The sequence below is a fragment of the Glaciibacter sp. 2TAF33 genome, assembly GCF_052114945.1.
In the GTDB taxonomy this organism is placed as follows: domain Bacteria; phylum Actinomycetota; class Actinomycetes; order Actinomycetales; family Microbacteriaceae; genus Cryobacterium.
Genome location: NZ_JBFRFS010000004.1, coordinates 66,997 through 91,226 on the forward strand (window position 1 = coordinate 66,997; position 24,230 = coordinate 91,226).

Annotated in this window: 19 protein-coding genes and 2 pseudogenes; 10 read left to right on the forward strand and 11 right to left on the reverse strand. The window is 68.6% G+C overall.

The genetic code is table 11. The features are described from left to right. Positions 1-85 precede the first annotated feature (85 nt). Positions 86-844, forward strand: coding sequence for a beta-ketoacyl-[acyl-carrier-protein] synthase family protein (locus AB4Y94_RS04605; RefSeq protein ID WP_441725391.1), 759 nt, complete (start codon positions 86-88; stop codon positions 842-844). Next, entirely contained in the window at positions 768-1,385 is a 618-nt protein-coding gene (locus tag AB4Y94_RS04610; RefSeq protein ID WP_441725805.1) for a beta-ketoacyl-[acyl-carrier-protein] synthase family protein, read from the forward strand. The genes AB4Y94_RS04605 and AB4Y94_RS04610 overlap by 77 nt, the downstream gene beginning before the upstream one ends. A gap of 1 nt (position 1,386) precedes the next feature. Here the strand turns inward: AB4Y94_RS04610 and AB4Y94_RS04615 are convergent, their stop codons facing one another. The 3 genes from AB4Y94_RS04615 to AB4Y94_RS04625 form a co-directional block, all read right to left on the reverse strand. Further along, positions 1,387-2,037, reverse strand: a complete 651-nt coding sequence (locus tag AB4Y94_RS04615) for an LON peptidase substrate-binding domain-containing protein (protein ID WP_441725394.1) — start codon at positions 2,035-2,037, stop codon at positions 1,387-1,389. Positions 2,038-2,116: 79 nt separating this feature from the next. Next, a complete protein-coding gene (locus AB4Y94_RS04620; protein WP_441725396.1) occupies positions 2,117-2,965 on the reverse strand; it encodes a hypothetical protein in 849 nt (282 codons plus the stop codon). 414 nt (positions 2,966-3,379) lie between these two features. Continuing rightward, on the reverse strand, positions 3,380-3,733 hold the full coding sequence (locus AB4Y94_RS04625; protein WP_441725398.1) for an NAD(P)H-hydrate epimerase: 354 nt from the start codon (positions 3,731-3,733) through the stop codon (positions 3,380-3,382). A 123-nt stretch (positions 3,734-3,856) separates the two neighbouring features. On the opposite strand from AB4Y94_RS04625, the gene AB4Y94_RS04630 reads away from it, so the two are divergent. Continuing rightward, complete coding sequence (locus AB4Y94_RS04630) at positions 3,857-7,006, forward strand: M14 family zinc carboxypeptidase (RefSeq protein WP_441725401.1); 3,150 nt, start codon at positions 3,857-3,859, stop codon at positions 7,004-7,006. Positions 7,007-7,015: 9 nt separating this feature from the next. Here AB4Y94_RS04630 and AB4Y94_RS04635 read toward each other — a convergent pair whose 3' ends face one another. Continuing rightward, positions 7,016-8,701 carry a long-chain-fatty-acid--CoA ligase gene (locus tag AB4Y94_RS04635; RefSeq protein WP_441725404.1) on the reverse strand — a complete coding sequence of 562 codons (1,686 nt, stop codon included), beginning with the start codon at positions 8,699-8,701 and terminating at the stop codon, positions 7,016-7,018. A gap of 191 nt (positions 8,702-8,892) precedes the next feature. Here AB4Y94_RS04635 and AB4Y94_RS04640 point away from each other — a divergent pair. From AB4Y94_RS04640 to AB4Y94_RS04650, 3 genes and pseudogenes are all read left to right on the forward strand, one after another. Then, a pseudogene (locus AB4Y94_RS04640) lies at positions 8,893-9,753 on the forward strand (ornithine cyclodeaminase); the annotation flags it as partial. Between the two features lie 64 nt (positions 9,754-9,817). Further along, positions 9,818-10,651, forward strand: a complete 834-nt coding sequence (locus AB4Y94_RS04645) for a VOC family protein (RefSeq protein WP_441725406.1) — start codon at positions 9,818-9,820, stop codon at positions 10,649-10,651. A 16-nt stretch (positions 10,652-10,667) separates the two neighbouring features. After that, entirely contained in the window at positions 10,668-11,105 is a 438-nt protein-coding gene (locus AB4Y94_RS04650; RefSeq protein ID WP_441725409.1) for a nitroreductase/quinone reductase family protein, read from the forward strand. 23 nt (positions 11,106-11,128) lie between these two features. Here the strand turns inward: AB4Y94_RS04650 and AB4Y94_RS04655 are convergent. Next, positions 11,129-11,703: pseudogene (locus AB4Y94_RS04655) on the reverse strand (hypothetical protein). A 16-nt stretch (positions 11,704-11,719) separates the two neighbouring features. Beyond that, a complete protein-coding gene (locus tag AB4Y94_RS04660) occupies positions 11,720-12,787 on the reverse strand; it encodes a zinc-dependent alcohol dehydrogenase (RefSeq protein ID WP_441725412.1) in 1,068 nt (355 codons plus the stop codon). Between the two features lie 80 nt (positions 12,788-12,867). On the opposite strand from AB4Y94_RS04660, the gene AB4Y94_RS04665 reads away from it, so the two are divergent. After that, the gene (locus AB4Y94_RS04665; RefSeq protein ID WP_441725415.1) at positions 12,868-14,718 is read left to right on the forward strand and encodes a DEAD/DEAH box helicase; all 1,851 of its coding nucleotides are present in this window, start codon (positions 12,868-12,870) and stop codon (positions 14,716-14,718) included. 31 nt (positions 14,719-14,749) lie between these two features. Here AB4Y94_RS04665 and AB4Y94_RS04670 read toward each other — a convergent pair whose 3' ends face one another. After that, a complete protein-coding gene (locus AB4Y94_RS04670; protein ID WP_441725418.1) occupies positions 14,750-16,378 on the reverse strand; it encodes a GGDEF domain-containing protein in 1,629 nt (542 codons plus the stop codon). 277 nt (positions 16,379-16,655) lie between these two features. Here AB4Y94_RS04670 and AB4Y94_RS04675 point away from each other — a divergent pair, with 277 nt between their 5' ends. From AB4Y94_RS04675 to AB4Y94_RS04685, 3 genes are all read left to right on the forward strand, one after another. Then, entirely contained in the window at positions 16,656-17,306 is a 651-nt protein-coding gene (locus AB4Y94_RS04675) for an alpha/beta hydrolase (RefSeq protein WP_441725421.1), read from the forward strand. Then, positions 17,303-18,337, forward strand: a complete 1,035-nt coding sequence (locus AB4Y94_RS04680) for an LLM class flavin-dependent oxidoreductase (protein ID WP_441725424.1) — start codon at positions 17,303-17,305, stop codon at positions 18,335-18,337. The genes AB4Y94_RS04675 and AB4Y94_RS04680 overlap by 4 nt, the downstream gene beginning before the upstream one ends. A 100-nt stretch (positions 18,338-18,437) precedes the next feature. Next, the gene (locus AB4Y94_RS04685) at positions 18,438-19,313 is read left to right on the forward strand and encodes an SDR family NAD(P)-dependent oxidoreductase (protein WP_441725427.1); all 876 of its coding nucleotides are present in this window, start codon (positions 18,438-18,440) and stop codon (positions 19,311-19,313) included. Between the two features lie 7 nt (positions 19,314-19,320). Here the strand turns inward: AB4Y94_RS04685 and AB4Y94_RS04690 are convergent, their stop codons facing one another. The 4 genes from AB4Y94_RS04690 to AB4Y94_RS04705 all read right to left on the reverse strand — a co-directional run bounded on the left by AB4Y94_RS04690 (position 19,321) and on the right by AB4Y94_RS04705 (position 24,094). After that, the gene (locus tag AB4Y94_RS04690; protein WP_441725430.1) at positions 19,321-20,013 is read right to left on the reverse strand and encodes an NUDIX hydrolase; all 693 of its coding nucleotides are present in this window, start codon (positions 20,011-20,013) and stop codon (positions 19,321-19,323) included. Between the two features lie 301 nt (positions 20,014-20,314). Continuing rightward, on the reverse strand, positions 20,315-20,668 hold the full coding sequence (locus AB4Y94_RS04695; protein WP_441725433.1) for an iron chaperone: 354 nt from the start codon (positions 20,666-20,668) through the stop codon (positions 20,315-20,317). After that, positions 20,665-22,713, reverse strand: a complete 2,049-nt coding sequence (locus AB4Y94_RS04700) for a VWA domain-containing protein (RefSeq protein ID WP_441725436.1) — start codon at positions 22,711-22,713, stop codon at positions 20,665-20,667. Before AB4Y94_RS04700 ends, AB4Y94_RS04695 begins: the two co-directional genes overlap by 4 nt. Beyond that, positions 22,706-24,094, reverse strand: a complete 1,389-nt coding sequence (locus AB4Y94_RS04705; RefSeq protein WP_441725808.1) for a sigma 54-interacting transcriptional regulator — start codon at positions 24,092-24,094, stop codon at positions 22,706-22,708. Before AB4Y94_RS04705 ends, AB4Y94_RS04700 begins: the two co-directional genes overlap by 8 nt. Between the last annotated feature and the right edge of the window lie 136 nt (positions 24,095-24,230).

Below are 24,230 nucleotides of genomic sequence, written 5' to 3' on the forward strand. Positions count from 1 at the left end.
GAGAAACGGCCAGCGGTACAGCGGCAGCCTACCCCGCAGCACAACATCACGGATCGGCGCCTGGGCGACGGTAGATAATGGGCGGATGACGGTGAGCATGCGTGTCGCAGTGACGGGAATGGGTGCTGTGACGCCGGTCGGCACCGACGCGGAGTCGAGCTGGACTGCCCTGGTGTCCGGGACTTCGGGCATCGCCAGGGTCACGGCGGACTGGGCGGACGACCTGCCGGTGCGGATCGCCGGCGAGGTCGCATCCGCTGCCGTTGACTCGCTCAGCGTGCGGGAACTCCGCCGGATGGACCGCGCTGAGCACTTCGCGCTGGTCGCCGGGCGCGAGGCCTGGGCCGCCGCCGGTGCCCCGGCGGCCGACCCGGACCGGATCGCCGTCGTGGTGGGGACGGCGATCGGCGGGTTGAACACCACGATCGCCCAGCAGCACATCCTCGATGAGTCGGGCCCCCGCCGGGTCTCCCCGCATACCGTCACGATGATGATGGCCAACGGCGCCGCGGCCTGGCTCTCGATGGACATCCACGCTCGCGGCGGTGCGCGCACCCCGGTGAGCGCGTGCGCATCCGGCTCTGAGGCGATCATGATGGCCCGCGAGATGATTCTCTCCGGTGCAGCGGATGTCGTCGTGGCCGGCGGGACGGAGGCATGCGTCACCGCCCTCACGCTCGCGTCACTGGCGCAGACCCGGGCACTCTCGCGTCGCGACAGTGGCCGGCGGGACGGAGGCATGCGTCACCGCCCTCACGCTCGCGTCACTGGCGCAGACCCGGGCACTCTCGCGTCGCGACGACGACCCGGCGACGGCGTCCCGGCCGTTCGACGCCGGGCGTGACGGGTTCGTGCTCGGTGAAGGCGCCGCCCTCCTGGTGCTGGAACGCGCGGACCACGCCACGGCTCGTGGCGCCACCATCCACGGCTATGTCGCGGGCGCGGCGCTGACCTCTGACGCCTCCGACATCGTCGCGGCGGATCCCGCCAACCAGACCCGAACCATCGAGCTCGCCCTCCGTTCCGCGGGGGTGTCAGCCTCCGACATCGGTTTCGTGCACGCCCACGCCACGTCCACCCCGCTCGGCGACCTCAACGAGAGTCGCGCGATCGCCGGCGCACTCGGCACCCACGTCGCCGTCACCTCGACGAAGTCGATGACCGGGCACCTGCTCGGGGCGTCGGGGGCGCTCGGCGCCGTCGTGTCACTGCAGGCGCTGGCGCGCGGAGTCGTCCCGCCCACGATCAACCTCGACTCGGTCGACCCGGAGATCGAGGTCGATGTCGTGGCCGGTTCCGCACGGAAGCTCGACGCCTCCGCCGCTCTCGTGAACGCATTCGGCTTCGGCGGTCACAACGTGTCGCTGGTGCTCACCCGGGCCTGAGTCACTCGTCCTCGTCGGGGAAGGGGAACTCGTCCTCATCCTCGCCCCAGGTCACCTGGAGCATCTCCGCCACGCCGTTGGTGGCATCGATGATTCCCTGCAGGAGCTCTGTCGTCGTTGAGGACTTCAACAGGTTCAGTTGATCGAGCGGTCCGATCGGTGCGATTCCCGCCAGCTGCCAGGCCGATTGCAACGGGTCGTCGGTCAGCGCGATGTTCGGCGACCACTGCTGTTCGGTGAACTCGCTCGCCTGCGCGAGGGTGCGTCGCACCACGAGTTCCGCTTCGTCGCGCAACGGCTGAAGTTTCTCCGACCATTCCAGCTGGGGAAGGTCGCGCACTTCGGCCCGCGGGTGCGGCTCGTCATCCAGCCAGCGCGTCACGCCGACCCGGCGCTCCCCGCGGGCGATCAGGTTGATCGCGCCTTCCTGCGCCTCGATCTGGGTGATTCGTGCGATGGTGGCGGTGTCGAACCGCTGCTCTCCCCCGCCGGCCTCCGAGCCCCGCTCGATCAGGACCACCCCGAACTCCGGGGCATCCGCCTGGAGCACCCGCGACAGCATCACGATGTAGCGCTCCTCGAATATGTGCAGCGCGGTGGGCATCGCCGGGAACAGCACCGACGCCAGCGGGAACATCGGCATCGTCGTCATATCTCGAGTCAACCACTCAGGCGGCGCGCCGTCACTGCCCGGAACGGTTTGTCAGCCAACTCGAACGGATGCCGATGGATCAGTACCAGCCGGCCGATTCGGAGTGGTCCCATGCCGCACACGGCGTGCCGTAACGGCCGGAGATGTAGCCGAGGCCCCAGGTGATCTGCGTGGCCGGGTTGGTCTGCCAGTCGGCACCAGCCGAAGCCATCTTGCTGCCCGGAAGGGCCTGCGGGATACCGGTGGCGCCACTCGACGAGTTGTAGGCGTTGACGTTCCACCCGGACTCGCGCGCCCACAGCGGCACGAGGCACGCGAACTGGTCCTCGCCCCAGCCGTACTGGGCGGCCATCAGGTCGCGGGCGATCAACTGCGCACCAGTCGGGTCCGTCGGAGCGGACGGGCGTGATGCCGCGGCCTTGACCGGCGCGGCAGCCTTGGCGGCCTGCTCGGCCGCAGCGGCCCGCGCAGCAGCGGCAGCGGCAGCAGCCGCGGCTTGCTCTGCGGCGACCCGGTCCACCTCGGCGACGGCGGTCTGCACGACGGCGGATTTGGCCTGGGTCTCGCCGACCAGTGCGAACACTCGCTCCGGGGCCAGGAGCGCGTAGTTGCTGAGCGAGGCGACAGACGTCGCGAGCGACGTCGCATCGGTCTTGCCCTGCGCGGCTGCGATGACCTGGTTTGCTCCGCTGAGCGTGTCGCGGGCGTTCTTCTCGGCGTGTGCCTCGAGGACCGCGCTGTGGGAGCCGGTCTGCTCCGGGTGGAGCCCGGTGCTCGTGGCGAGGGCGGCGGTCGCAGCGACACGGTCCTCCTGTGCGGCCATCGCCGCCTGCAGGCTGAAGCCGGTGCCGAACAGGGCGCCGACGCCGACAACAGCACCGGCGATGAGGAAGCGACGCCGGTTGCGGCCCGGACGATGCCGGTGCATTCGGGTGCTGCCGGTAGCGGTGGTGATGGATTCTGGGCGTGGAGGAGTAATTGAGTTCAGCATAAATTTCACTTGGGCGAACCGAGCGCTAGGGCACTGCGATTCTTGTTCGACGGTCCACGGGCGGGTTTCCGCGCGGGCGAATGTGCCAGTATGCAGGGCTTTCATCCGCAAGTCCACAAGAGTTCCTGTGAATGTCATCCATGCGACACGGCCCCGCAGAGTGCACGCGCGGCCTCTGACGCCCTGATCGACGGTACCTGCGCTGCCCCGCGCGTAACTCCTGCAATTGGGCTCGATGGGGTGAGCCCGGCCGCGTGATCACGCGGAAGTACGGACCGAGGCGGTGCGAAAAGCAGGAGTTGACAACGGGGCGAGCGGGGCAGCGGGCGGCGCGGGGTGAGGACCGGTCGGTCACGGCGTGGGGTTGGCAGCCACCCGAGCGGCGAGCGCGGCCGCCAATCCGTCCAGGTGGATCCGGGAGGCGGTGGGAGCGATCGTCACGCCCGCGCCGTCCCCGGCGAGGAGCGCGGCAGCATGCAGCGCGTCGCCACCGTTGTCGCCGGCCCCGGCAAGCACGAGCACCCGCACGCCATCCATCCCGTGTCCCGGCTGCGGGCCCGGATCCGATGAAAGGGACCGCCGCTGCCCCAGCAGTGCCGCTGTTTCCGCCGCGAGTCCCGCCGAGGCCCGAGCCATGAGCGGCACGCCCGCAGCGAGAAACGGCGCCTCGGCGGAGCGGATCTGCGCTGTTGTATAGGACTTCACGGCCACAGGTTACGCCGCGACACCGGCAACCTGTGAACGTTGACAGAAACTCATCTTCGGTACGAGAATGGGCACGCTTTGCGACCAACGCTGCGACCACAAACGACCACAAAGGGGTGCGTCATGAACCGCAAGCTCGGAATCGCCATCGCCACCGCCGTCGCGCTCGGGTTCGCCACCGTCGTGGCCGGCCCGAGCGTTGCCAAACCCCTCCCGCCCTCGGCCGGCGACCAACTCGCGGTCTACACCGGCACAGTGGATGCGGCCGGGCTCCAGGCGATCGTCGGACTCGGCGTGGACCGGCAGGAGATCGTGGCGTCCCCGGATGGCGCGGGTCGACTGTCGGTGCAGGTGATCCTGAGCGGCGACCAGGCAGCCGAGCTCTCCAGGGAAGGCGCGGACCTGACGCCGAAGAGCACGGGCGCGCAGAAGCGTTCCGCCAAGGCGGCCGGGCCGGTGTTCCGGCCGTATAGCGGACCCGGCGGACTGCAGGAGGAGCTCGCGACGCAGGCATCCGCTCACCCGACGATCGCGGAGCTCCGGGTGATCGGGCAGACCGTCAACGGGCAGGACATCTCGGCCGTTCGCGTGACCAGGAACCCCGCAACGGCCAAGGACGGCAGCCGGCCGACGACCGTCTACTTCGGCGCCCAGCACGCCCGGGAGTGGATCACCCCCGAGATGGTGCGCCGGCTGTTGCACCTGTACCTCGACGGTTACGGCACCGACCCGCGGATCACCACGTTGATCAACACCACCGAACTGTGGTTCATCCCGGTCGCCAACCCCGACGGCTACGACTTCACCTTCCAGGACGACGGCGACCGGCTGTGGCGCAAGAACCTGCGCGACAACAACGGCGACGGCGCGATCGGCTCCGGTGACGGGGTCGACCTCAACCGCAACTCCGCGACCCGGTGGGGATACGACAACGAGGGCTCCTCCCCCAACCCGGCGAGCGAGACCTACCGCGGGCCGACGCCGGCGTCTGAGCCGGAGACGCAGGCGATGGACGCGCTGTTCAAGCGCCTCACCCCGCAGTTCTTCATCAATTACCACTCCGCGGCTGAGCTGCTGCTGCACGGCATCGGCTGGCAGGTCGCCACCCCGTCGCCCGACGACGTGATCTACGAGGCAATGGTCGGCGACGATGCCGACCCGGCCATCCCCGGTTACGACCCCGACATCTCCGCGGAGCTGTACACCACAAACGGTGACATCGACTCGCACCTGCAGGAGGCGTACGGCACCCTCGGCTTCACCCCGGAGATGTCAACCTGCGAAACGGCATCCGGCGCGAACCCTGACGACGAATGGCTCGCCGAAGACTGCCCGAGTGTGTTCAACTTCCCGGACGACGAGGCGTTGGTGCAGGCCGAGTTTGAGAAGAACGTGCCCTTCGCCCTCGCCGTCGCCGAGTCGGCGCTGGACCCGGACGACCCGGTGTCCGTCGTCGGCCGGGACGCACCAGACTTCCAGGTGGACAGCTTCACCGTCTCCTACGGTGACCCCCAGCCGGTGGCGGTGGTCGCCAAGAAGACCCTCACGCTCAAACGGCTGAACTACAAGGTCAACGGCGGCCCCACCAAGACCACCACGGTGAAGCAGTGGAAGGGCGGCGAACGGTACGGCTTCGAGAACGACGACTATTACGCGGAATACCGGGGCCTCGTGACCGGCGTCACACCCGGCGACAGTGTTGAGGTTTGGTTCTCGGCCAGGCCTGCCCTGCGCGACATCCCCAAGCAGGGCATCCGCCAGATCCAGAGCGAGCACTTCACGTACACGCTGGCGCAGGACACCGGCAACGACGTGCTCGTGATCGCCAACGAGGACTACACCGGCGTCAACCCGACCTACCCGCCGGGTACGACGGCGCCCAAGTACCTCGACCAGTACGTGGACGCACTCACTGCCAACGGCGTGACGCCGGACGTCTGGGACGTTGACGCGCAGGGCGTGCCGCACGACCTGGCGGTGCTCGGCCACCACAAGGCGATCCTGTGGTACCTCGGCGACAACCGCCTGACGCAGGACCCGGAGGACGAGCTGACCGAGGTGGGCAGCAGCGAGGTGCCGGACCTGTCCGTCGCCGAACGGCAGCAGTACCTGACCATCGCGGTGCGGGACTTCCTCAACGAGGGCGGCAAGCTGGCGTACACCGGCGAGACCGCCGCGTACTACGGCACCCTGGCCGGCACGCTCGGCGGCCTGTACTACGGCCTGAACGGCGCACCGGACCAGCCCTGCGCGGTGACCGAAGACCTGTTCAGCGATTGCCTGCTCTACGCCGACGACTTCACCCAGTACTACATGGGCGCGTACAGCAGGGCCGCGCTGGCCGCGGGCGGTGTGGTCGGCACGTCGGCACCGGTGACCGGCCTGCAGGCGATGTTCGCCGATCCGGCGACGCAGGGCAACCCGGTCGATGAGGCCGGCGCGTTCACGGTGACCAGCGACGTGCTGCCGGTGTCGGAGTTCCCGCAGTTCCAAAGCAGCAGCGTGGCAGGCTACCTCGACCCGTCCGGCCCGTTCATCGCGATCGACGGTGACTGGGCAGCAGGCGCCGGGCACGTCGACGACGGTTACCAGCGCCTGGCCCGCACCTTCGACCTGCGGTCGCAGAGCGCAGCGGATGCGCCGGCGTTCGAGGCGCAGTTCTCGTACGCGACCGAGGAGGGGTACGACCACGTGATCGTAGAAGCGCACACCCTGGGGCAGGAGAACTGGACCACCCTGGCCGACAGCAACGGCGGCACCACATCCGCGCTTCCGACGGAGTGCGAGGCCGGCTTCCTTGTGGACGAGCACCCCCAGCTCGAGCACTACATCACCCTCGGGGACCCGTGCCTGCCCACCGGCAGCACCGGCGAGTGGAATTCGTTCACCGGCTTCTCCAACGGCTGGGTGCCGGTGTCATTCGATCTCAGCGCCTACACCGGCCAGCAGGTGGAGGTGGTGGTCAGCTACGTGACCGACCCCGGCACCGGGGAGAACGGGGTCATCATCGACGACACCCGGCTGGTCACCGTCGCCGGCCCGACGGAGGCGGAAGGCTTCGAGTCGGATCTGGGCGCCTGGAGCGCCCTCGGCCCCCCGACCGGCAGCCCCGCCGGCACTCGCGGGTTCGAGCGCACTCCCGGCCTCGGCGGCATCGTCGCGGCCGTGCGCACTCCCGACACGGTGCTGCTCGGGTTCGGGTTGGAGCAGTTGGCGTCCGCGAACGCTCGCGCACTCACGATGAAGGGACTGCTGAAGGACCTCGGGCGCTGACCTGCGCTCTCACAGCGCGGGCAGCACCTGTTCCCGCACCTGCCTGCGGAGGATCTTGCCGAGCATCGACCGGGGCATGTCGGGGATCTGCACAATTCTCTTCGGGATCTTGTACGCCGCGAGGAGTTCCCGGCAGTGCGAGCGCAACGCATCCTCGTCAAGGGTGAAACCGGGCTTCAACTCGACCGCGGCAACCACCATCTCCCCGCCCCGGTCCAGGGGCTTCCCGAACACAGCGGCATCAGCCACGGCCGGGTGCAGGCGGAGAGCGGTCTCGACCTCGGTCGGCGACACGTTGAAGCCGCCGGTGATGATCAGCTCCTTCGACCGGTCGACAATGGTGGTGAACCCGTCGGCGTCCACGGTCACGACGTCGCCGGTGCGCAACCAGCCGCCGGGAAGCAGCGTCTTCGCGGTCTCCTCCGGGTTGTTCCAGTACCCCCGGAACACCTGGGGGCCATGGATCAGCAGTTCCCCGGGCGAACCCGGCGGCACCTCGACGGTGCTGTCGTCCAGGCTGACGACCTTCATTGAGGTCGACGGGAACGGCACCCCGATGGTGCCAGGGCGGCGAGTCGGGTAGAACGGGTTGCCGAGGGCGACCGGCGAGGACTCGGTCATCCCGTAACCCTCCACCAACAGCCCACCCGACACCGACTCCCACAGCTCAACGACGTGGTCGGGCAGGTTCATCGCGCCCGAGATGCAGAATTTGCACGACCGGAGTGAGACCCCCTTCTCCTGTGCGGCGAGCGCGGTCCGCTCATAGATCGGCGGCACGGCGCAGTACACCGTCGCCGGCGACTTCTTCATGGCGCCCAGGACGAGGTCGGGGTCGAACTTGGGGAACAGCACGAGCAGGCCCTGCTTGCGGATCCCGAACGTGAGGTAGAGGGTCATCCCGAAGGCATGGAACATCGGCAGGATCGCGTAGAAGATCTCCGAGCGCTCCCGGGCTCCGTGCATCCACGCCTCACCCTGCAGCGCGTTCGAATACAGGTTGAAGTGCGTGAGCATCGCCCCCTTGGGGCGCCCGGTGGTGCCCGAGGTGTACTGGATGGCGGCCAGGTCGTCGACGTCCGGCCGGGGGTGGGCGGGGTCGATGCGGCCGTGGCCCAGCAGCTTCTTCCAGCTGGTGGTTCCCGGCGCCGGCGCACTGAGCGCCTCCCTGGACGCCCGCAGGGCCTTGACAGGCAGGTGCATGGCCATTCGCTTGAGGGCGGGGAACTCGCTGGGCAGGTTGACGGCGATGACACTGTCGATCTCGATGTCGACCGGGAAGGCCAGAACGGATGCCGCGGCCTTGTCCCAGGCGATCACCACACGAGCCTGGTGGTCTTCGAACTGGTGGCGCAGCTCCCGCGAGGTGTAGAGCGGGTTGTGCTCGACCACCACCGCTCCAAGGCGGAGGGCCGCGTAGAAGGCGACGACATGTTGGGGGCAGTTCGGGAGGATCAGGGCGACCCGGTCCCCCGCCTGCACCCCGAGCCGGCGCAGCCCCTCGGCCGCGCGGTCGACCTGCTCTCCGAGGCTCCGGTAGCTGGTGCGGCGGCCGAAGAATTCCATCACCGGATGATCGCCGGCCTCGAGCACACTCCGCTCGAACATCGCCACCAGCGACTCGGTGGGGAGCTCAATCCCCGCCGGGACGCCGGGCTGGTAGTTCTTCACCCACGGATGCTCAGAAATCGCCATACCCACATCCTCTCCCAGCTGGGCGGCTATCTTTTGCGACAGCCGCCGGATACTCCGCGAACTCGTGCCCGATCTGCTCTTTTCTTGAGCGATCTTCCCGCCAGACTGGCCAGTGGACGGCAGGCATCCAGAAGCCTCACCGAAGAAAGAGGGAATCATGGTTCAGTTCGTAGGCGTGGCGCACATGGTTCGATGACTTCACCCGGTGGGACGCCTTCGAGAAGACCCCACGCATCGCCAGCCACTCCGAACCCGGGGTGATTGAGCTGATGCCCACCAGCGACGGCGCCACCTACGGGTTCAAGTACGTGAACGGCCACCCGTCCAACCCGTCGCACGGCTACCAGACGGTCACCGCGTTCGGCGTCCTCGCCGACGTGAAGACCGGTTACCCGACGTTCTGGTCCGAGATGACCATCCTCACCGCGCTCCGCACCGCGGCCACCTCCGCAATGGTGGCTAAGGCGCTGGCCCGCTCAGAGTCGTCGACGATGGCGATGATCGGCACCGGCACCCAGGCCGAGTTCCAGGCCCTCGCATTCAGGGCCGTGCTCGGCATCACCGTTGCAGCGGATGCCCGTGACGCGGCCCGCGGTGCCGACGTGATCACCACCTGCACCGCCGACAAGACGAACGCCACCGTCCTCACCGCGGACATGATCGTGCCTGGCGTGCACATCAACGCCATCGGCGGGGACTGCCCCGGAAAGACCGAGCTCGATGCCGCGATCCTGGTGAACGGATCGGTGTTCGTCGAGTTCACCCCGCAGACCCGCATCGAGGGTGAGATCCAGCAGCTCGACTCCGACTCCCCCGTCACCGAAATCTGGGAAGTCCTCACCGGCCGGAAGCCCGGCCGGCTGAGCGCCGACGAGGTCACCGTGTTCGACTCGGTCGGGTTCGCGATCGAGGACTTCAGCGCGCTGCGCTACCTCCAGGACGATGTGGCCGGCACGGATGTCGCCGTCGACGTCGACCTGATCGCCGACCCGGCGGACCCGAAGGACCTGTTCAGCCTGGTCGCATCCGTTGCCTTGGCGGGCGTTCTCTAGGCCTACCTGACGCGCCAACCGCAGACTACGCTGGCGAACACCAGTCGCAGTTGATGGGAGCCAGATGGACGACCTTCCCCCTCGTACCTACCCGCACGGCGTGACCTGCTGGATCGACACCGAGCAGCCGGACCCGGACGCCGCAGCCCGCTTCTACGGCGAACTGCTCGGCTGGACGTTCAAGAACGCCATGCCGGGACACGCATCCGCTGTGTACCTGATCGCCCAGCTCGACGGTCGCGACGTCGGCGCGATCGGCTCCGGCGATGAGGGCTCCGCCACCTGGAACACGTACATCGCGGCGACGGATGCCGACGCCACGGCGGCGGCGATATCCGACGCCGGCGGGACGGTGCTGGCCGCACCGGAGGACGCCGGTCCCGGCGGTCGCACCGCCACCTGCGCCGACCCGCAGGGCGCACAATTCCGCCTCTGGCAGCCCTACCGCCGGCTGGGCGCGCAGTTGGTGAACGCCCCCGGAACCTGGAACTTCAGCGACCTGCACACCACCGCGCGTGACGACGCCGCCGCGTTCTACACTCGGGTTTTCGGCTGGACCTACGTGAACTATGGCGAGACTGTGGAGTCGATGATCGCCGTGCCCGGTTACGGCGACCACCTGGCGGCGACAGCGGACCCGGACATCTACGCGCGACAGGCGGGAGCCCCGCCCGGTTTCGCCGACGTCATCGGGGCCATCGAAGGAGTCACCGGGTCGGAGGCGCCGAACTGGCACGTGAAGATCACCGTCGCCGACCGCGACGCGAGCGCCCGGCTGGCCACGAAACTCGGAGCCATCGTCCTCGACACCGCGGACACCCCGTGGGTCGGACTGGCACGCATCCGTGATCCGCAGGGAGCCGAGCTCACGCTGAGTGAATTTCGGCCGCAGGGTTGACGAGGAGGGCCGGGCAATGACGATGAAGTCGCGGTTGAGGCATGCCGGGAGCGCAGTGGGCAGTTCGCTCTACCGAATCTCGGGTGGCCGGATCACCGGCGCGGTCAACGGCCTTCCGGTGCTCCTGGTCACCGTCGCCGGCCGCACCTCCGGCGTTCCCCACACAACCCCGGTGGGATACTTCACCGAGGGCGACGATTTCGTGGTCACCGGGTCGGGCGGCGGGTCGGTTGCCGAGCCACAATGGTTCCAGAATCTCCGACACGCCGACCGGGCTGTCATCGAGGTGGGGCGCCGACGGATGAACGTGAGCGTGGTCGTCGCGGGGCCGACCGAGCACGCCGTGCTGTGGCGAAAACTCGTCCAGCAGTCGCCTCGCTTCGCCGACTATCAACAGAAGGTCGAACGTCAGATTCCGATGGCCACATTGTCGCCCGTCGACGGTGAGCGGTAGGCAGCAGCTCGGCGCGGCTGGCGTCACCCCCTCCGCCGCTTCACCCCCGCCACTGCCGAGACCGCGAGGACACCGGCCAGCACCCAGGGGCCCGCGACGATGAGCGGGTCAAGCCAGAGGTGGTTCAGATCGGCCCGTTTGGTCCCAAAGCGGGAGGAAATCCCGTGATGTGAGAACTCGCTCGACAGGCCGGTTTCGGTGATCGGGTTGTCGGGGTGCAGGGTGGCGAAGGAGCGGAGGTGGCTCCCGACCGAGTCGACGCGGTCGGCGGCCAGGAGCATCAGCCAGTGGGCGGCGCGTCCTTCGCTGTACCTGGCGTACGCGAACTTCCGCATGGCCCCGGAGACTCCCCGCGGCGGTGTCGTGTTCCGAAGACCGGCGTCAGGAATTCGTGCTCAATGGACCTCTCGCGCGGCCACTTCTCCTCCTGGCGCTCAGGGAAACCCCAGTGGGCGCCAGTCGGCTCGAATCGCTCGCGTGGCACGGAGGGCCGGTCCTTCGGGTCCAGGTCGGCGCCCCAGCCCGGGATGCGAGCGCGGAGCTCGTCGGCCGACTCAGTGCGGAGCGCCTTGTCCGCTGTGTACGGTGCGTGCAGCATGATGGATTTCCCTTCGTCAGGCGGCGCTCGGCACGATCAGCGGCTTGATGCAGCCATCAAGCTTCGCCGAGAAGATGTGGTATCCCTCGGCAATATGCTCGAGGGGAATGCGGTGCGTCACAATGTCCCTCGGCTTCAGGTATCCGTTCTGGATGTGCTCGAACAGTCGCGGCCACTGGCGCTTCACCGGGCACTGGTTCATCCGCAGCGTCAGCCCTTTGTTCATGGCGTCACCGAACTTCACCGCGCTGAACATCGGGCCGTACGCGCCCATCACCGAGACTGTCCCGCCCTTCCGCACCGAGTCGATCGCCCAGTTGAGCGCCACCGGCGACCCGCCCTGGAGCTTCAACTTTGCGGCGGTGACATGCTGGGTGAAATTGCCGTCGGCTTCGGCGCCGACCGCATCGATGACGACGTCGGCGCCGAGGTTGTCCGTTGTCTTCTTCAACTGCACGACGATGTCGTCATACTCGGTGAAGTTGCAGGTCTCCGCCTGCGCGAAGGTGCGGGCCTTCTCCAGCCGGTACTCGAGGTGGTCGATGACGATGACCCGGCCCGCGCCCATCAGCCACGCAGACTTGGCTGCGAACAGCCCGACCGGCCCGGCTCCGAAGACGACCACGGTGTCACCTTCGACGATGTCACCGAGTTGGGCCCCGAAATATCCGGTGGCGAGGGCGTCCGTGAGGAGCACGGCATCCTCTTCATCCATCCATTCCGGAATCACAGTGGGGCCGACGTCGGCGAACGGCACCCGCACGAACTGGGACTGGCCTCCGTCGTAGCCGCCGCAGGTGTGCGAATAACCGTAGATCCCGCCGACCGCTGTGGCGTTGGGGTTGACGTTGTGACAGTTGGAGTAGAGTCCCCTCGCGCAGAAATAACACGAGCCGCAATAGACATTGAAGGGAACCATCACCCGGTCGCCGCGGTTGAGGTTCTGCACCGACGGACCGACCTCCTCCACCACGCCGACGAACTCGTGGCCGAACGTCATCCCGACACGGGTGTCGGGCATCATGCCGTGGTACAGGTGCAGGTCAGAGCCGCAGGATTCGGGTTCACTGACGGTCCCATTCACAGTCACACGCTCACCAAGCGGGGTCAAGGGGCTTGCGTTCCGCGAACTCAGCATTCAGGTGAACGCGCTACCGTTGAACCATGACGCCTCCTGACACGATCGCGCGGACCGAGGCAGAAACTGCCCCCGTGGCCATCACCTTCTCCGACCTCGGACTCGAACCCGCCGTACTCAAAGCCCTGAAAGACGTCGGTTACGAGACCCCGTCCGCGATCCAGGCCGCCACCATCCCGCCGCTCCTCGCCGGCCGCGACGTCGTCGGCCTCGCCCAGACCGGCACCGGCAAGACCGCAGCGTTCGCGCTGCCGATCCTCTCCCGCCTCGACCTGGCGCAGAAGACCCCGCAGGCGCTGGTCCTCGCCCCGACACGTGAGCTCGCGCTGCAGGTGTGCGAGGCGTTCGAGAAATACGCCGCGCACATGCGCGGTGTGCACGTGCTCCCGGTGTACGGCGGGCAGGGTTACGGCGTCCAGCTGTCCGCGCTGCGGCGTGGCGTGCACGTTGTGGTCGGCACGCCGGGGCGCATCATGGACCATCTCGCCAAGGGCACCCTTGACCTGTCCGAGCTCAAGTACCTGGTGCTCGACGAGGCCGACGAGATGCTGAAGATGGGGTTCGCGGAGGACGTGGAGACGATCCTCGCCGACACCCCGGAGAGCAAGCAGGTCGCGCTGTTCTCCGCGACCATGCCCGCGCAGATACGGCGGATCTCCAAGAAGTACCTGCACGACCCCGAGGAGATCACGGTCAAGAACAAGACCACGACCTCCGCGAACACCACCCAGCGCTACCTGATGGTGTCGTACCCGCAGAAGGTCGACGCCCTCACCCGCATCCTCGAGGTCGAGAACTTCGAGGGAATGATCGTGTTCACCCGCACCAAGAACGAGACCGAGACGCTCGCTGAGAAACTCCGCGCCCGCGGCTATGCGGCAGCGGCGATCAACGGCGACGTCGTGCAGGCCCAGCGCGAGCGCACCGTGGAGCAGCTGAAGTCCGGCAAGCTCGACATCCTGGTGGCAACGGATGTCGCTGCTCGCGGTCTCGACGTCGAGCGGATCAGCCACGTGATCAACTACGACATCCCGATTGACACCGAGTCCTACGTGCACCGGATCGGCCGCACCGGCCGGGCCGGCCGCAGCGGGGCCGCGATCAGCTTCGTCACGCCGCGGGAGAGCCGCCTCCTCACGGCCATCGAGAAGGCGACCCGGCAGCCGCTCACCCAGATGCAGCTGCCGAGCGTCGAGGACGTGAACGTCACCCGCCTCGCCCGCTTCGATGACGCCATCACCGAAGCCCTGGGGCAGAACACCCGGATCGAGGCATTCCGCGACATCATCCGCCACTACGTCGATCACCACGACGTACCGGAGTCCGATGTCGCGGCTGCACTCGCCGTGGTCGCGCAGGGCGACACCCCGCTCCTGCTCTCGGCCGAGGACGAGCGGTTGCAGCGTCGAGCGCGCCAGGAGCGCGACCGCGCCGAGCGGGACGCCCGCGGCGGCCACAGCGATCGTACCGACCGCCCCGCCCGGGGCGGCCGCGACGACCGCCCGGCCCGCGGCCGGGATGATCGCTGGGACCGGGACGACCGCCCGGCGCGCAGCGAGCGGCCCGAGCGCCGCCCGCGCACCGGCGACAGCTCACTCGCGTCCTACCGGATCGAGGTCGGCAAGCGCCAGAAGGTGGAGCCGCGCCAGATCGTCGGGGCGATCGCCAACGAGGGCGGCCTCAGCCGCGAGGACTTCGGCGCGATCCAGATCTTCCCTGACTTCTCGATCGTCGGCCTCCCCGCCGACTTGCCCGGCGATGTCCTCGACCGGCTGAAGAACACCCGCATCAGTGGCAAGCTCATCGAGTTGCGCCCCGACCAGGCAAGCGCACCCCGCGGCGCCGACCGGCCGCCGCGTAAGCCCCGCCGGGACTGAGCGGCCCGAGCCGCCCGGCCGGAGCGGTCGGTTAGGCCGTGACGACGCAATCGCGGCCGGCGCCCTTGGCCACGTACAGGGCGGCGTCCGCGGCAGCGATCGCACCGCGGTCGGGTCCGGCGCCGCCCACCCCGACCGAGACGGTGACCCTCAGGCCGGTCGCCACCTGTCCCCACGGGGCTGTGCGCACCGCGCGGTGGAATCGCTCGGCGACGCCGTCCGCCGCTGCACCGTCACCGAACACGAGCACGACGAACTCGTCGCCGCCGTAGCGAACGGGGATGTCGTCGGCGCGGCAGTGGCTGCGGAGGATCACGGCGATCCGGCGCAGTACCTCGTCGCCGACATCGTGCGAGAACCGGTCGTTGACCTGCTTGAAGTCATCGACGTCGATGAAGAGGGCGGAGAAGCTGTCGCCGGCGCTCTCGATCGCGTTGGCCATCATGTGCCGGTTGCCGAGGCCGGTGAGCGGGTCGAGCAATGCCGCCTGCCCCATCCGGCTGGTCTCAGCGGTCAATGCGCGCACCTGGTTGCGCGTCTGCAACGCCGTGAACCGGCCGTCACGCTCGATCCAGACCCGCTCCAGGGCCTCCCGGGAAAGCCGTTTCCACAGGTCGACCGCCGGATGCTGGCCGTGCTCGGCCACTTCCAGGTTCGCGAGCGCCTCCAGGGCGGCGGCCGCCCAGATCTCCCTGCTCGCCCGGTCGGCGGTCGCCATGGCGGCGCGAAGCTGCTGGCGCGCCTCGGGGAAGTCGCCGGATTCGGTTGCCGCCTGCCCCAGCACCAGCCGGGCGAGGTGAGTCTCGACCAGGTCGTCGCGGAGCGGAAAATTCCCGATCACGGCGTTGACCCTGGCCGCGGCAAGATCGGTGTAGCCGAGGCGGCTGAGCGCGTACGCCTCAATGACTCCGGCGCGCGCGAACATTTCGGTGTTGCCCACCAGCGCGGCGATCCGGCCCATCCGCAGTGCCAGTTCTGCGCACCTGACCAGGTGCGGCCCCGACTCATGTGCGCGGCCGACGACGAGGAGCGTCGTCGCCCAGAACGCTGCCAACAGGGCGCGCTCCTGGACCACCAAGAGGTCGATGTCCATGTCGTCGCCCAGCGTGATGGCGGCCATCAACTCGTCGGCCTGCTCAAACAGGAACACGGCGCGCAGCGCGACCGCGACGGCGGTGCTCGCTGACAGGTGACTGTATTTTCCGTGCTGCGCGACGGAGACCAGCCAGCTCGCTTCCGCGAGCGCATCCATCGCCCGGCTGACTTCCCTGGCCTGGGACGAGGCTTCGGCCAGGAGCGCCAGCGCCTTGGCCCGCCACATGGGGTCCGGGTCGTCGTCGTCCAGGTCGACGAGAAGGTCCATGGCGACGGTGACGGCATCGTGGTGGCGGCCGAGTTCCTGCAGCGCGACGCCTTCGATGTAGGACAGGTAGCGGGTGGTGACGGTATCGCCGGCGCTCTGGGTGGCAAGCCGCCAGGCGCGGCACGCGTGCACCGCCCGCTCGGAGTACCCGGTGAGGTAGAGCTGGTGGGCGCGATCCGCGAGGGCGTCGAACACCCCGAATTCGCTGCTCTGCACCAGCGCACCGGCCCCGACGGTGCGGTCGGATTCGCGCTCGATGAGGCCAGCGCCCGAGGCGTCCGCCGGCGTGCCGATCACCGTTGGAGCGTTTCGTTCATTGGTCCCCCATGCCGCAAGCCGATGGCTGGAATCTATCTCAAACCCCGATGATAGGGAGCGGCGGGCGGCCCGGCGTGTCGCCGTATGACGATTCGTGCCTCTCAGGGACAATTAGTTGTTGCTTCAACCAAGCTGGTACGATGGCCGGGAAGATGACGGTACCGGCGACCCGCCACGAGCCAACTGCACAGGAGACGACGATGAGCACGACAGACGACAGGGCGACCAGCGCCGCTGACACCACCGGGGAATCGGCGTGAGCGCCGTGGTCGACGTCGCCGTCCACGGCGACAGGTCCGACCTGGCCGCGGGCAGGCCGCTGCTGCTGCTCATGCACGGCTACGGCTCCCACGAAAACGATCTCGCCGGCTTGGCGCCGTATCTGCCCGCCGGCTTCGACTGGGTTTCGCTCCGCGCGCCGATCGGCATTGCGCCCGGCGGGTTCGCCTGGTTCCCCATCTCCGTCCCCGGCCGGCCGGACGCCGCCCCGGTCATCGCCGCAGCGGATGCCGTGCTCCAGTGGGTGCGGGACAACGTCGACCCGGAAACCCCGGTCGTCCCGCTCGGATTCTCCCAGGGCGGGCTCATGGTCACCCAGCTGCTTCGCCAGGCGCCGGAACGCTTCGCCGCCGGCGTCGTGCTGGCGGGCTTCACCCTCGACGCAGTCCTCCCCGGCGACGAGATCCTGGCCGAGACGAAACCGCCCGTGTTCTTCGGACGCGGCGATGCAGACCAGGTGATCTCCGCCGAGACCACCGCGCGGATCAGCGCCTGGCTTCCCGGCCACAGCACCCTGACCGAGAAGGTCTATCCGGGGCTCCCCCATTCCATCTCGGGCGAGGAACTCGCCGACGTGTCCGAATTCCTCGTCGAAGCGCTCCAGGCCCCGGCGCCCGCACGCCCGTGACCGGCGCCTTTGAAATCGGGGCGTTCACGTTCGGTGAGCTGAACCGGCAGACGGATGCTGCGGGGCTGGTTCCCGCGCGGGACCGCCTGGAGCAGGTGCTCGAGTGGGCTCGCACGGCCGACGCGGCGGGACTCGATGTCTTCGGCGTCGGCGAGCACCACCGGGTTGATTTCGCGGTTTCGTCGCCGCAGATGGTGCTCGCGGCCATCGCCCGCGAGACCGCGCGCATCCGCTTGACCAGCACCGTGACGGTGCTGTCCAGCTCTGACCCGGTGCGCGTGTACGAGGACTTCGCCACCCTCGACCTGCTCTCCGCGGGGCGGGCCGAGATGACGGTCGGCCGCGGGGCATACGTCGAGTCTTTCCCGTTGTTCGGCCAGGACCTCCAGCGCTACGACGAATACTTCGAAGACCGGCTCGACCTGTTGCTGGCGCTCGACCAGGATCCGGTCGTCACCTGGACCGGCACCACCCGGCCCGCGATCGACGGCCTCGGGGTCTGGCCGCGGCCGGTGCAGGAGCGGCTGCCGATCTGGATCGCGGTCGGCGGCACGCCCTCATCGGTCGTGCGGGCCGGGCGCCTCGGGCTTCCCCTGTACCTGGCCATCCTCGGCGCACCCGAGCAGTTCGTCCGGCTCACCCAGCTCTATCGGGCCAGTGCGGCCCAGGCCGGTCACGCGCCAGACACCCTTCGCGTCGGCGTCACCAGCCACTTCCACGTGGACACCACCTCGCAGCGGGCCCGCGACACGTTCTATCCCCACTATGCCGACTACATCGGGCAGAACATGCCGCGCGCCGGCATGCTCAGCCGGGACGGTTTCGATGCCTGGGCGGCGCCGCACGGGGCACTGTTCGTGGGGAGCCCCGCCGAGATCGTCGACAAGATCCTCTGGGAGCACAGTCTTCTCGGGCACGACCGATTCCTCGCCCAAGTCGGCCTCGGCGGGCTCGGCCAGGCGGAGACGCTGCGGTCGATCGAGCTACTGGCAACCGAGGTGCTCCCGGCCGTGCGGCGGGAGCTCGGCTGAAGCGCCGGGCACCGCGTTGATCCTGAACCGCGTTGACGACCGGGTGAATCAGGTGTGGTCTTAACACTGCGCCCGAATGGCGCAGTGAGTGGGGTGCGCGATGGACGCGTCGAAGAAGACCTACCTGGTCACCGGCGGAACCAGCGGGATCGGGGAGGCGACCGCGACCGAACTGGCGCGTGCGGGCCAGCGGGTGGTGCTCGGCGCGCGATCGGCCGAGCATGCCGAGCGGGCGCTCTCCCGGATTCGCTCGCTCGTTCCCGGCGCCGGCATCGAGACGGTGGTCGGCGACCTGGCCGAGATGAACCAGGTCCGCACCGTGATCGAGCAGGTGTTCGGCGTGACCGACCGGCTCGACGGCCTCATCCTGAACGCGGCGGTCTCCCGGGCCCGGCACGAGCTCACCCGGGAGGGGTTGGAAGTCAACTTCGCGACGAATTACCTGTCGGGTTTCCTGATGACGATGCTCCTGATGCCGCTGCTGGAAAACGCCGGGCAGGGTCGTGTCATCACCCTGTCGTCGTCGTTCCATGCGCACGTGAAAACCCTCGACGTGAGCGCCCTCGCCTCGGGGAGAGGAATCAAACCGTCGCAACGGTACGAGACGACGAAGCTGCTGGCCGTGCTCTTCGCCACCGAACTCGCACGCCGCTTCCAGGGCACGCGCCTCACCGCGAACGTGGCCGACCCGGGATTCGTGCACACCAACCTCGGCCGCTCCACTACCGGCGCGTTCGGCCTGGTGCTGAGGCTCACCCGCCCGATGCAGGTCACACCAGCGAAGGCGAGCGAGACGGTGGTCCACCTCGCCACCTCGCCGGAGGTCGCAACGACCAGCGGCGGCTATTTCGCGGGCCGCGCATCGACGACGCCGAGTCCACTGTCGCAGGATGCGGAGCTGGCCCGGGCGCTGTGGGACTACAGCACGAAACTGCTGGTGGGGATGAAGGTGCTGGCACCGGGTGAAGCCTGGTGAACGATTCTCAGCGACCGAGCGCGGCGGGCGGCAGGTCGAGCGTGCGTTCCCGGTCCCACGGCACGGCCCAGTTCATCGCATCGAACATACGGTCCAGCACCAGAGCGGTGAAGCCCCACACCAGCACGTCGCCGACGGTGAATGCCGGCGAGCGGAACTCCTGGGCGCCGCGCCTGAACACCAGCGTCTGGCGGTGAGCCGGTTCCAGCAGGTCGGCCACCGGCATCCGGAAGACGTCGATCGCCTCGCGGTGATCGACGGCAGCCACCTCGGACGTCCGCGCCCACCACGCCGGCACGGGCGTGACCAGGTTGTTGCTGGCGGGGATCGCAAGCGGAGGAAGCGTACCGAGCACGTCGACGCCGGCCGGGTCGAGGCCGGTCTCTTCGACGGCCTCGCGGAGCGCGGTCTGGGTGAGGTCGGCGTCGGACGCTTCGACTCCCCCGCCCGGGAACCCGATTTGCCCGGCGTGGTGGCCCATGGTGTCGGATCGCCGTTGCAGCAGCACGTCGAGATCGCGCGCGACAGCGACCCCGGACACTGCCGGGGCAGGGTCGAGCACGCCGAAGAGCACAAGCACGGCGGCGCGGCGCGCCAGCGACCGGTCGGGCAGGGTGCGCTCCGGCCCCACCGCCCAGTCGAGGCCGCGGGAACAGAGCGCCTGAAGCTCGTAACGCGCGTTACGCGGGGACCGGTCCACGCACCCAGCCTAGGCGGGCTGCGGGACCTCCGAGACGCGCAGAGGTGGTGCCCTGCATACTTCTAACCCGAATAGAAGCAGTCAGGGCACCGTGAAGAGCTTACAAGCTCCGGAGGCCGAAAACTGTCCCCATTTAGGGGTGATTGCGTCCCCCATCTGGGCGACGTAGGTTGAGCGCGTTGAGTCTTTCTAACCCGAATAGAAGGAAATCAACGCACCCGAAGGCCCCCTGGGTCTCCCGCGACGAGGGAGGCCGAGGGGGCCTTCTTCGCGGGACGGCCGGGCTGCGTTCGGCCGCCATTCAGCCGAGTGCCGCGTCGATCTCGGATCGACGGCCCTGCACGATCCGGTCGAACACGTCCATCGGGATCGGAGCTGCCTCGGTGAAGCGGATGCCGCCCTTGGTCGAGTCGAACCCGCTCAGATCATCGATCGCCCGTGCGACCACCTCGGCGCTGAACGGGAACAGCGAGTACCCGTTCTTGGTGGCCACCACGCTCACCAGGCCTCTGCCCCGGTAGCGGAGCGCCGCCATGCCGTAGCTTCGGCCCTCCTCGGCGTGTGGAACCAGCTCCGCGGCCCGATCGAAGAACTGCCGCACCGTCGAGCGAGCAGGCTCGTCCAGGCCCGCGATGTAGCCCGTCACCTCATTCATCGCCGGCTCCCCTCGTCGTCGACCCAGAAACCGCGGCCGCCGAACCATCCGCCGTACCCGCTCCCGGTGTCGAACGTCGGGTCGGAGCTGCGGGAGCCGAGATAGGACCGCACCACGGCGGCGCCGAGGTCGTCGAGGTCGGGAGCGACGACGCGCCCGGAGACCCGCCGCGCCATCGAGTCGACGAACCGGGCCAGGCCAGGGTCGGACCCGAGGCGGAAGAACGTGGTCTGGGCGCCGAGGCGCCCCGAGTTGTCCAGCTCCCGGAGGGTGTGCGCGATCGTCACCGGGTGCGGAGGGTAGGAGAAGCTGACCGTGCCGTCCGGCTCCAGGTGGGACGTGGGCTCGCCGTCTGTGACGATGAGCAGCACCGGCTGCGCAGTGGGATGCCTGCGGAAATGGCGGTTGGCCAGCAGGAGCGCGTGATGCAGGTTGGTGCCCTTCGCCCACACCGCGTCCAGGGCAGTCAGCTGTTCGATGTCCATCACCTCGGCGAGCCGCCCGAATCCGATCAATTGGAGGTGATCGTCGCGGAAACGCTGCCGGATCAGGGTGTGCAGGGCGAGCGCTGTGCGTTTCATCGGCACCCATCTGCCGTCCAGCTCCATCGAGAACGAGGTGTCGACGAGCAGGGCGACCACCGCCTGGGTGCGAGCTTCGGTCTCGGCCACCTCGATGTCGTCGACCGCGATCAGCCGGCCCGCCTCACCGCCCGTGCCCTCACTGACCCGACGCAGGACGCCGTTGAGCAGGGTGCGGGGAATGTCCCACGGCTCGGTGTCGCCGAACTCCCACGCCCGGGACGCCCCCGAGCTCTCCCCCGCGGCGCCGGCCTGCCGGAGGTCGCGCTGGCCCGCGCGTCCCGACGTCCGCTTCGCGATGTCGCGCAACAGCACGGTGCCGAGCTGGCGCATCGCCTTCGGCGTCAACTTGAGCTGCCCGGAGGAATCGCGGCGGAGCGTGCCGCTCTCCCGCAGGGCCTTCTCCAGTTCACGGAGGGTGTGCGCGGCGACCACCGCCTCATCGCCGAGCTGGCGGGCGAGCGCATCGAGGTCGACATCGTCCATCCGGGCGCCGCGGTAGGCCTGGGAGAGCTGCTCGGTGAGCTCGTCGAGGTCGGCGACGTCCTGCAGCACCCCGGTGCCGTCACCGAGGCCGAGTTCCGCCTGCCCGTCGAAGCGTTCTGAGCCTCGCCAGTTCTCTCCTGGCCGCATCATCTGGAGGGTGGAATCGAGCTGGGCCAGCGACTGCATCAACTGCGGTGTCCCGAACGCCTGGGCGGAGAGCTGCATCAGTTCCTCGCGTTGTTCGGGACTCATGGAATTGAGCATCCGCTGCGCTGCGGCCGAACGCTGCGCCAGGCTGTCGACCAACTCGTCGACGTTCTTCGGGTTCTCGGGGAAGAAGTCCCCGTGCGTGTCCATGAAGTCGGCGAAATCCTGCGGAGTGTCTTCCCCCCGCCGGTGTTTCTCCAACAGCTCGTTGAGGTCGGTGAGCATCTCGTTGATCGCGGCGCGGTCCTCGTCGGTGGCGTTCTCCATCGCCTGCTTCATGCCCTTGAAGCGTTGGTCGAGCAACTCCCGCCCGAGCAGGTCCTTGATCGTGTCGTAATCGGCGCGCGCCTGGGGCGACTGCCAGGAGTAGTCGCTCAACTCGCTCACCGCCGCCGCCGTGGACGCGGGCAGGCTCTCCAGGCGCATCTGGGCGAACGCACGTTCGTCGTCGTCGAGCGCCGCGTCACGAACCAGCTGTTTGCCCTCCTCCACCAGCGCATGGTCGAGCAATTGCCTGACCTGGTTGAGCGTGCCATCGAGGTTGTGCCGGCGCAGCAGCTCGCGGCGACGCTCCGCCACCTTACGGGCGAGGTCGTCGAGGCCGGTCTGCTTGCGTCCCCCGCGGCGCAGGAACTCGTTCATCGCCCGCTCGGGCGATGAACCCGCCATCACGCTCTCGCCGATCGCGTCGAGCGCCTCAGCGATGTCGACCGGTGGGGCGAGCGGGTCTCCGCCGTTGTAGCGGCGAAAGCGAGTGCGGGTCCTAGCCATAGACGGTCTCGATTCCGTCAGTGTCCTTCCCGACCTTGCGGGCGAGGTAGAGCCCTTCGAGCGCCAGCTCGATCGCGGCGGCCCGTTGCCCGTCACCTGACGCCTCCAGGAGGTCGCAGATATCGTCGTAGAGCTCCGACTCCCCGAGCACCGGCAACCCGGCCAGGAATTGCCGGGCCGTCACCTGCTCTCCGGTGGCCACCATGGCGCCGCTGTCGATAGCCGTCACCAGCGGCCCGAAGTCGACGCCGCGGAAGTGCTGGCGCACCGTGTCGGCGGTCGCGGTGCGCAGCAGGTGGGTCAGCACCTCAGACTCCCGCCCCTCCTCGCCGGTTTCGAACTCGATCTTGCCGCCGAGCACGTCGACGGCGGTCTCCAGGTCGACGACACGGGCGACGGCGTGGTCCTCGCCCTGGACGGCGGCCCGGTGGAGTGCGGCGGCCGCGATCGTCTCGGCCCCCGCGATCGCGAATCGCGCGGACACGCCGCTCCGCTGGTCGACCGACGACGACTCGCGCAGGTTGCCGGTGAACCGGGCCAGGATTTCAACCAGGTGGTCGGGGACCTCCGCGACCAGTTCGGCCTCCTGCCGGATCACCGCGACCTCGGCCTCCAGCCTGGCCGGGTAGTGGGTACGGATCTCGGCGCCGAAGCGGTCCTTCAGCGGGGTGATGATCCGGCCGCGGTTGGTGTAGTCCTCTGGGTTGGCACTGGCGACGACGAGCACGTCAAGCGGCAGTCGGAGCACGTAGCCCCGCACCTGGATGTCGCGCTCCTCCATCACGTTGAGCATCGCGACCTGGATCCGCTCGGCGAGGTCCGGCAGCTCGTTGATGGCGACGATGCCCCGGTGGCTGCGCGGGATCAAACCGAAATGGATGGTCTCCGGGTCGCCGAGCGAGCGACCTTCCGCGACCTTCATCGGGTCGACGTCGCCGATCAGGTCGGCAACGGAGGTGTCTGGCGTCGCCAGTTTCTCGACATACCGTTCGTCACGATGCCGCCACGCCACCGGCAGCCGGTCACCCAGTTCCCGGGCACGGCGACGCGAGACGTGGGTGATCGGATCGTACGGATGCTCGCCGAGCTCTGAGCCGTCGATCACCGGGGTCCACTCGTCGAGCAACCCGGCGAGCGTGCGCATCAGCCGGGTCTTGCCCTGGCCCCGTTCACCGAGGAACACCACGTCGTGCCCGGCGATCAGGGCCCGCTCCAGCTGCGGGATGACCGTGGACTCGAAGCCGTGGAGGCCCGGCCAGGGATTCTCGCCGGCGCGCAGCTTGTCCAGGAGGTTGTCGCGAATCTCGACCCGCAGCGGTTTCTGCACATGGCCGGAGCTGCGCAGCTCTCCGACCGTGCTGAAGTGTGGAGCCTGGGTCACCGGATTGGTCACGCCTCTAGGCTAACCCCGCCGCGGCACTCTGGGCACTGTGCTGGCCGGCCCAGGACACAACGGAGCCGAATCCACCGCTGGAGGGGGAAAGTGGAATGATTTAACCGTCGCGTGTTGACCGGCA

Coding starts and splice junctions, on each gene's coding strand:
- AB4Y94_RS04605 (WP_441725391.1), top strand. CDS start 86: ATGACGGTGAGCATGCGTGTCGCAGTGACGGGAATGGGTGCTGTGACG.
- AB4Y94_RS04615 (WP_441725394.1), bottom strand. CDS start 2,037: ATGACGACGATGCCGATGTTCCCGCTGGCGTCGGTGCTGTTCCCGGCG.
- AB4Y94_RS04620 (WP_441725396.1), bottom strand. CDS start 2,965: ATGCACCGGCATCGTCCGGGCCGCAACCGGCGTCGCTTCCTCATCGCC.
- AB4Y94_RS04630 (WP_441725401.1), top strand. CDS start 3,857: ATGAACCGCAAGCTCGGAATCGCCATCGCCACCGCCGTCGCGCTCGGG.
- AB4Y94_RS04635 (WP_441725404.1), bottom strand. CDS start 8,701: ATGGCGATTTCTGAGCATCCGTGGGTGAAGAACTACCAGCCCGGCGTC.
- AB4Y94_RS04645 (WP_441725406.1), top strand. CDS start 9,818: ATGGACGACCTTCCCCCTCGTACCTACCCGCACGGCGTGACCTGCTGG.
- AB4Y94_RS04650 (WP_441725409.1), top strand. CDS start 10,668: ATGACGATGAAGTCGCGGTTGAGGCATGCCGGGAGCGCAGTGGGCAGT.
- AB4Y94_RS04665 (WP_441725415.1), top strand. CDS start 12,868: ATGACGCCTCCTGACACGATCGCGCGGACCGAGGCAGAAACTGCCCCC.
- AB4Y94_RS04685 (WP_441725427.1), top strand. CDS start 18,438: ATGGACGCGTCGAAGAAGACCTACCTGGTCACCGGCGGAACCAGCGGG.
- AB4Y94_RS04695 (WP_441725433.1), bottom strand. CDS start 20,668: ATGAATGAGGTGACGGGCTACATCGCGGGCCTGGACGAGCCTGCTCGC.
- AB4Y94_RS04700 (WP_441725436.1), bottom strand. CDS start 22,713: ATGGCTAGGACCCGCACTCGCTTTCGCCGCTACAACGGCGGAGACCCG.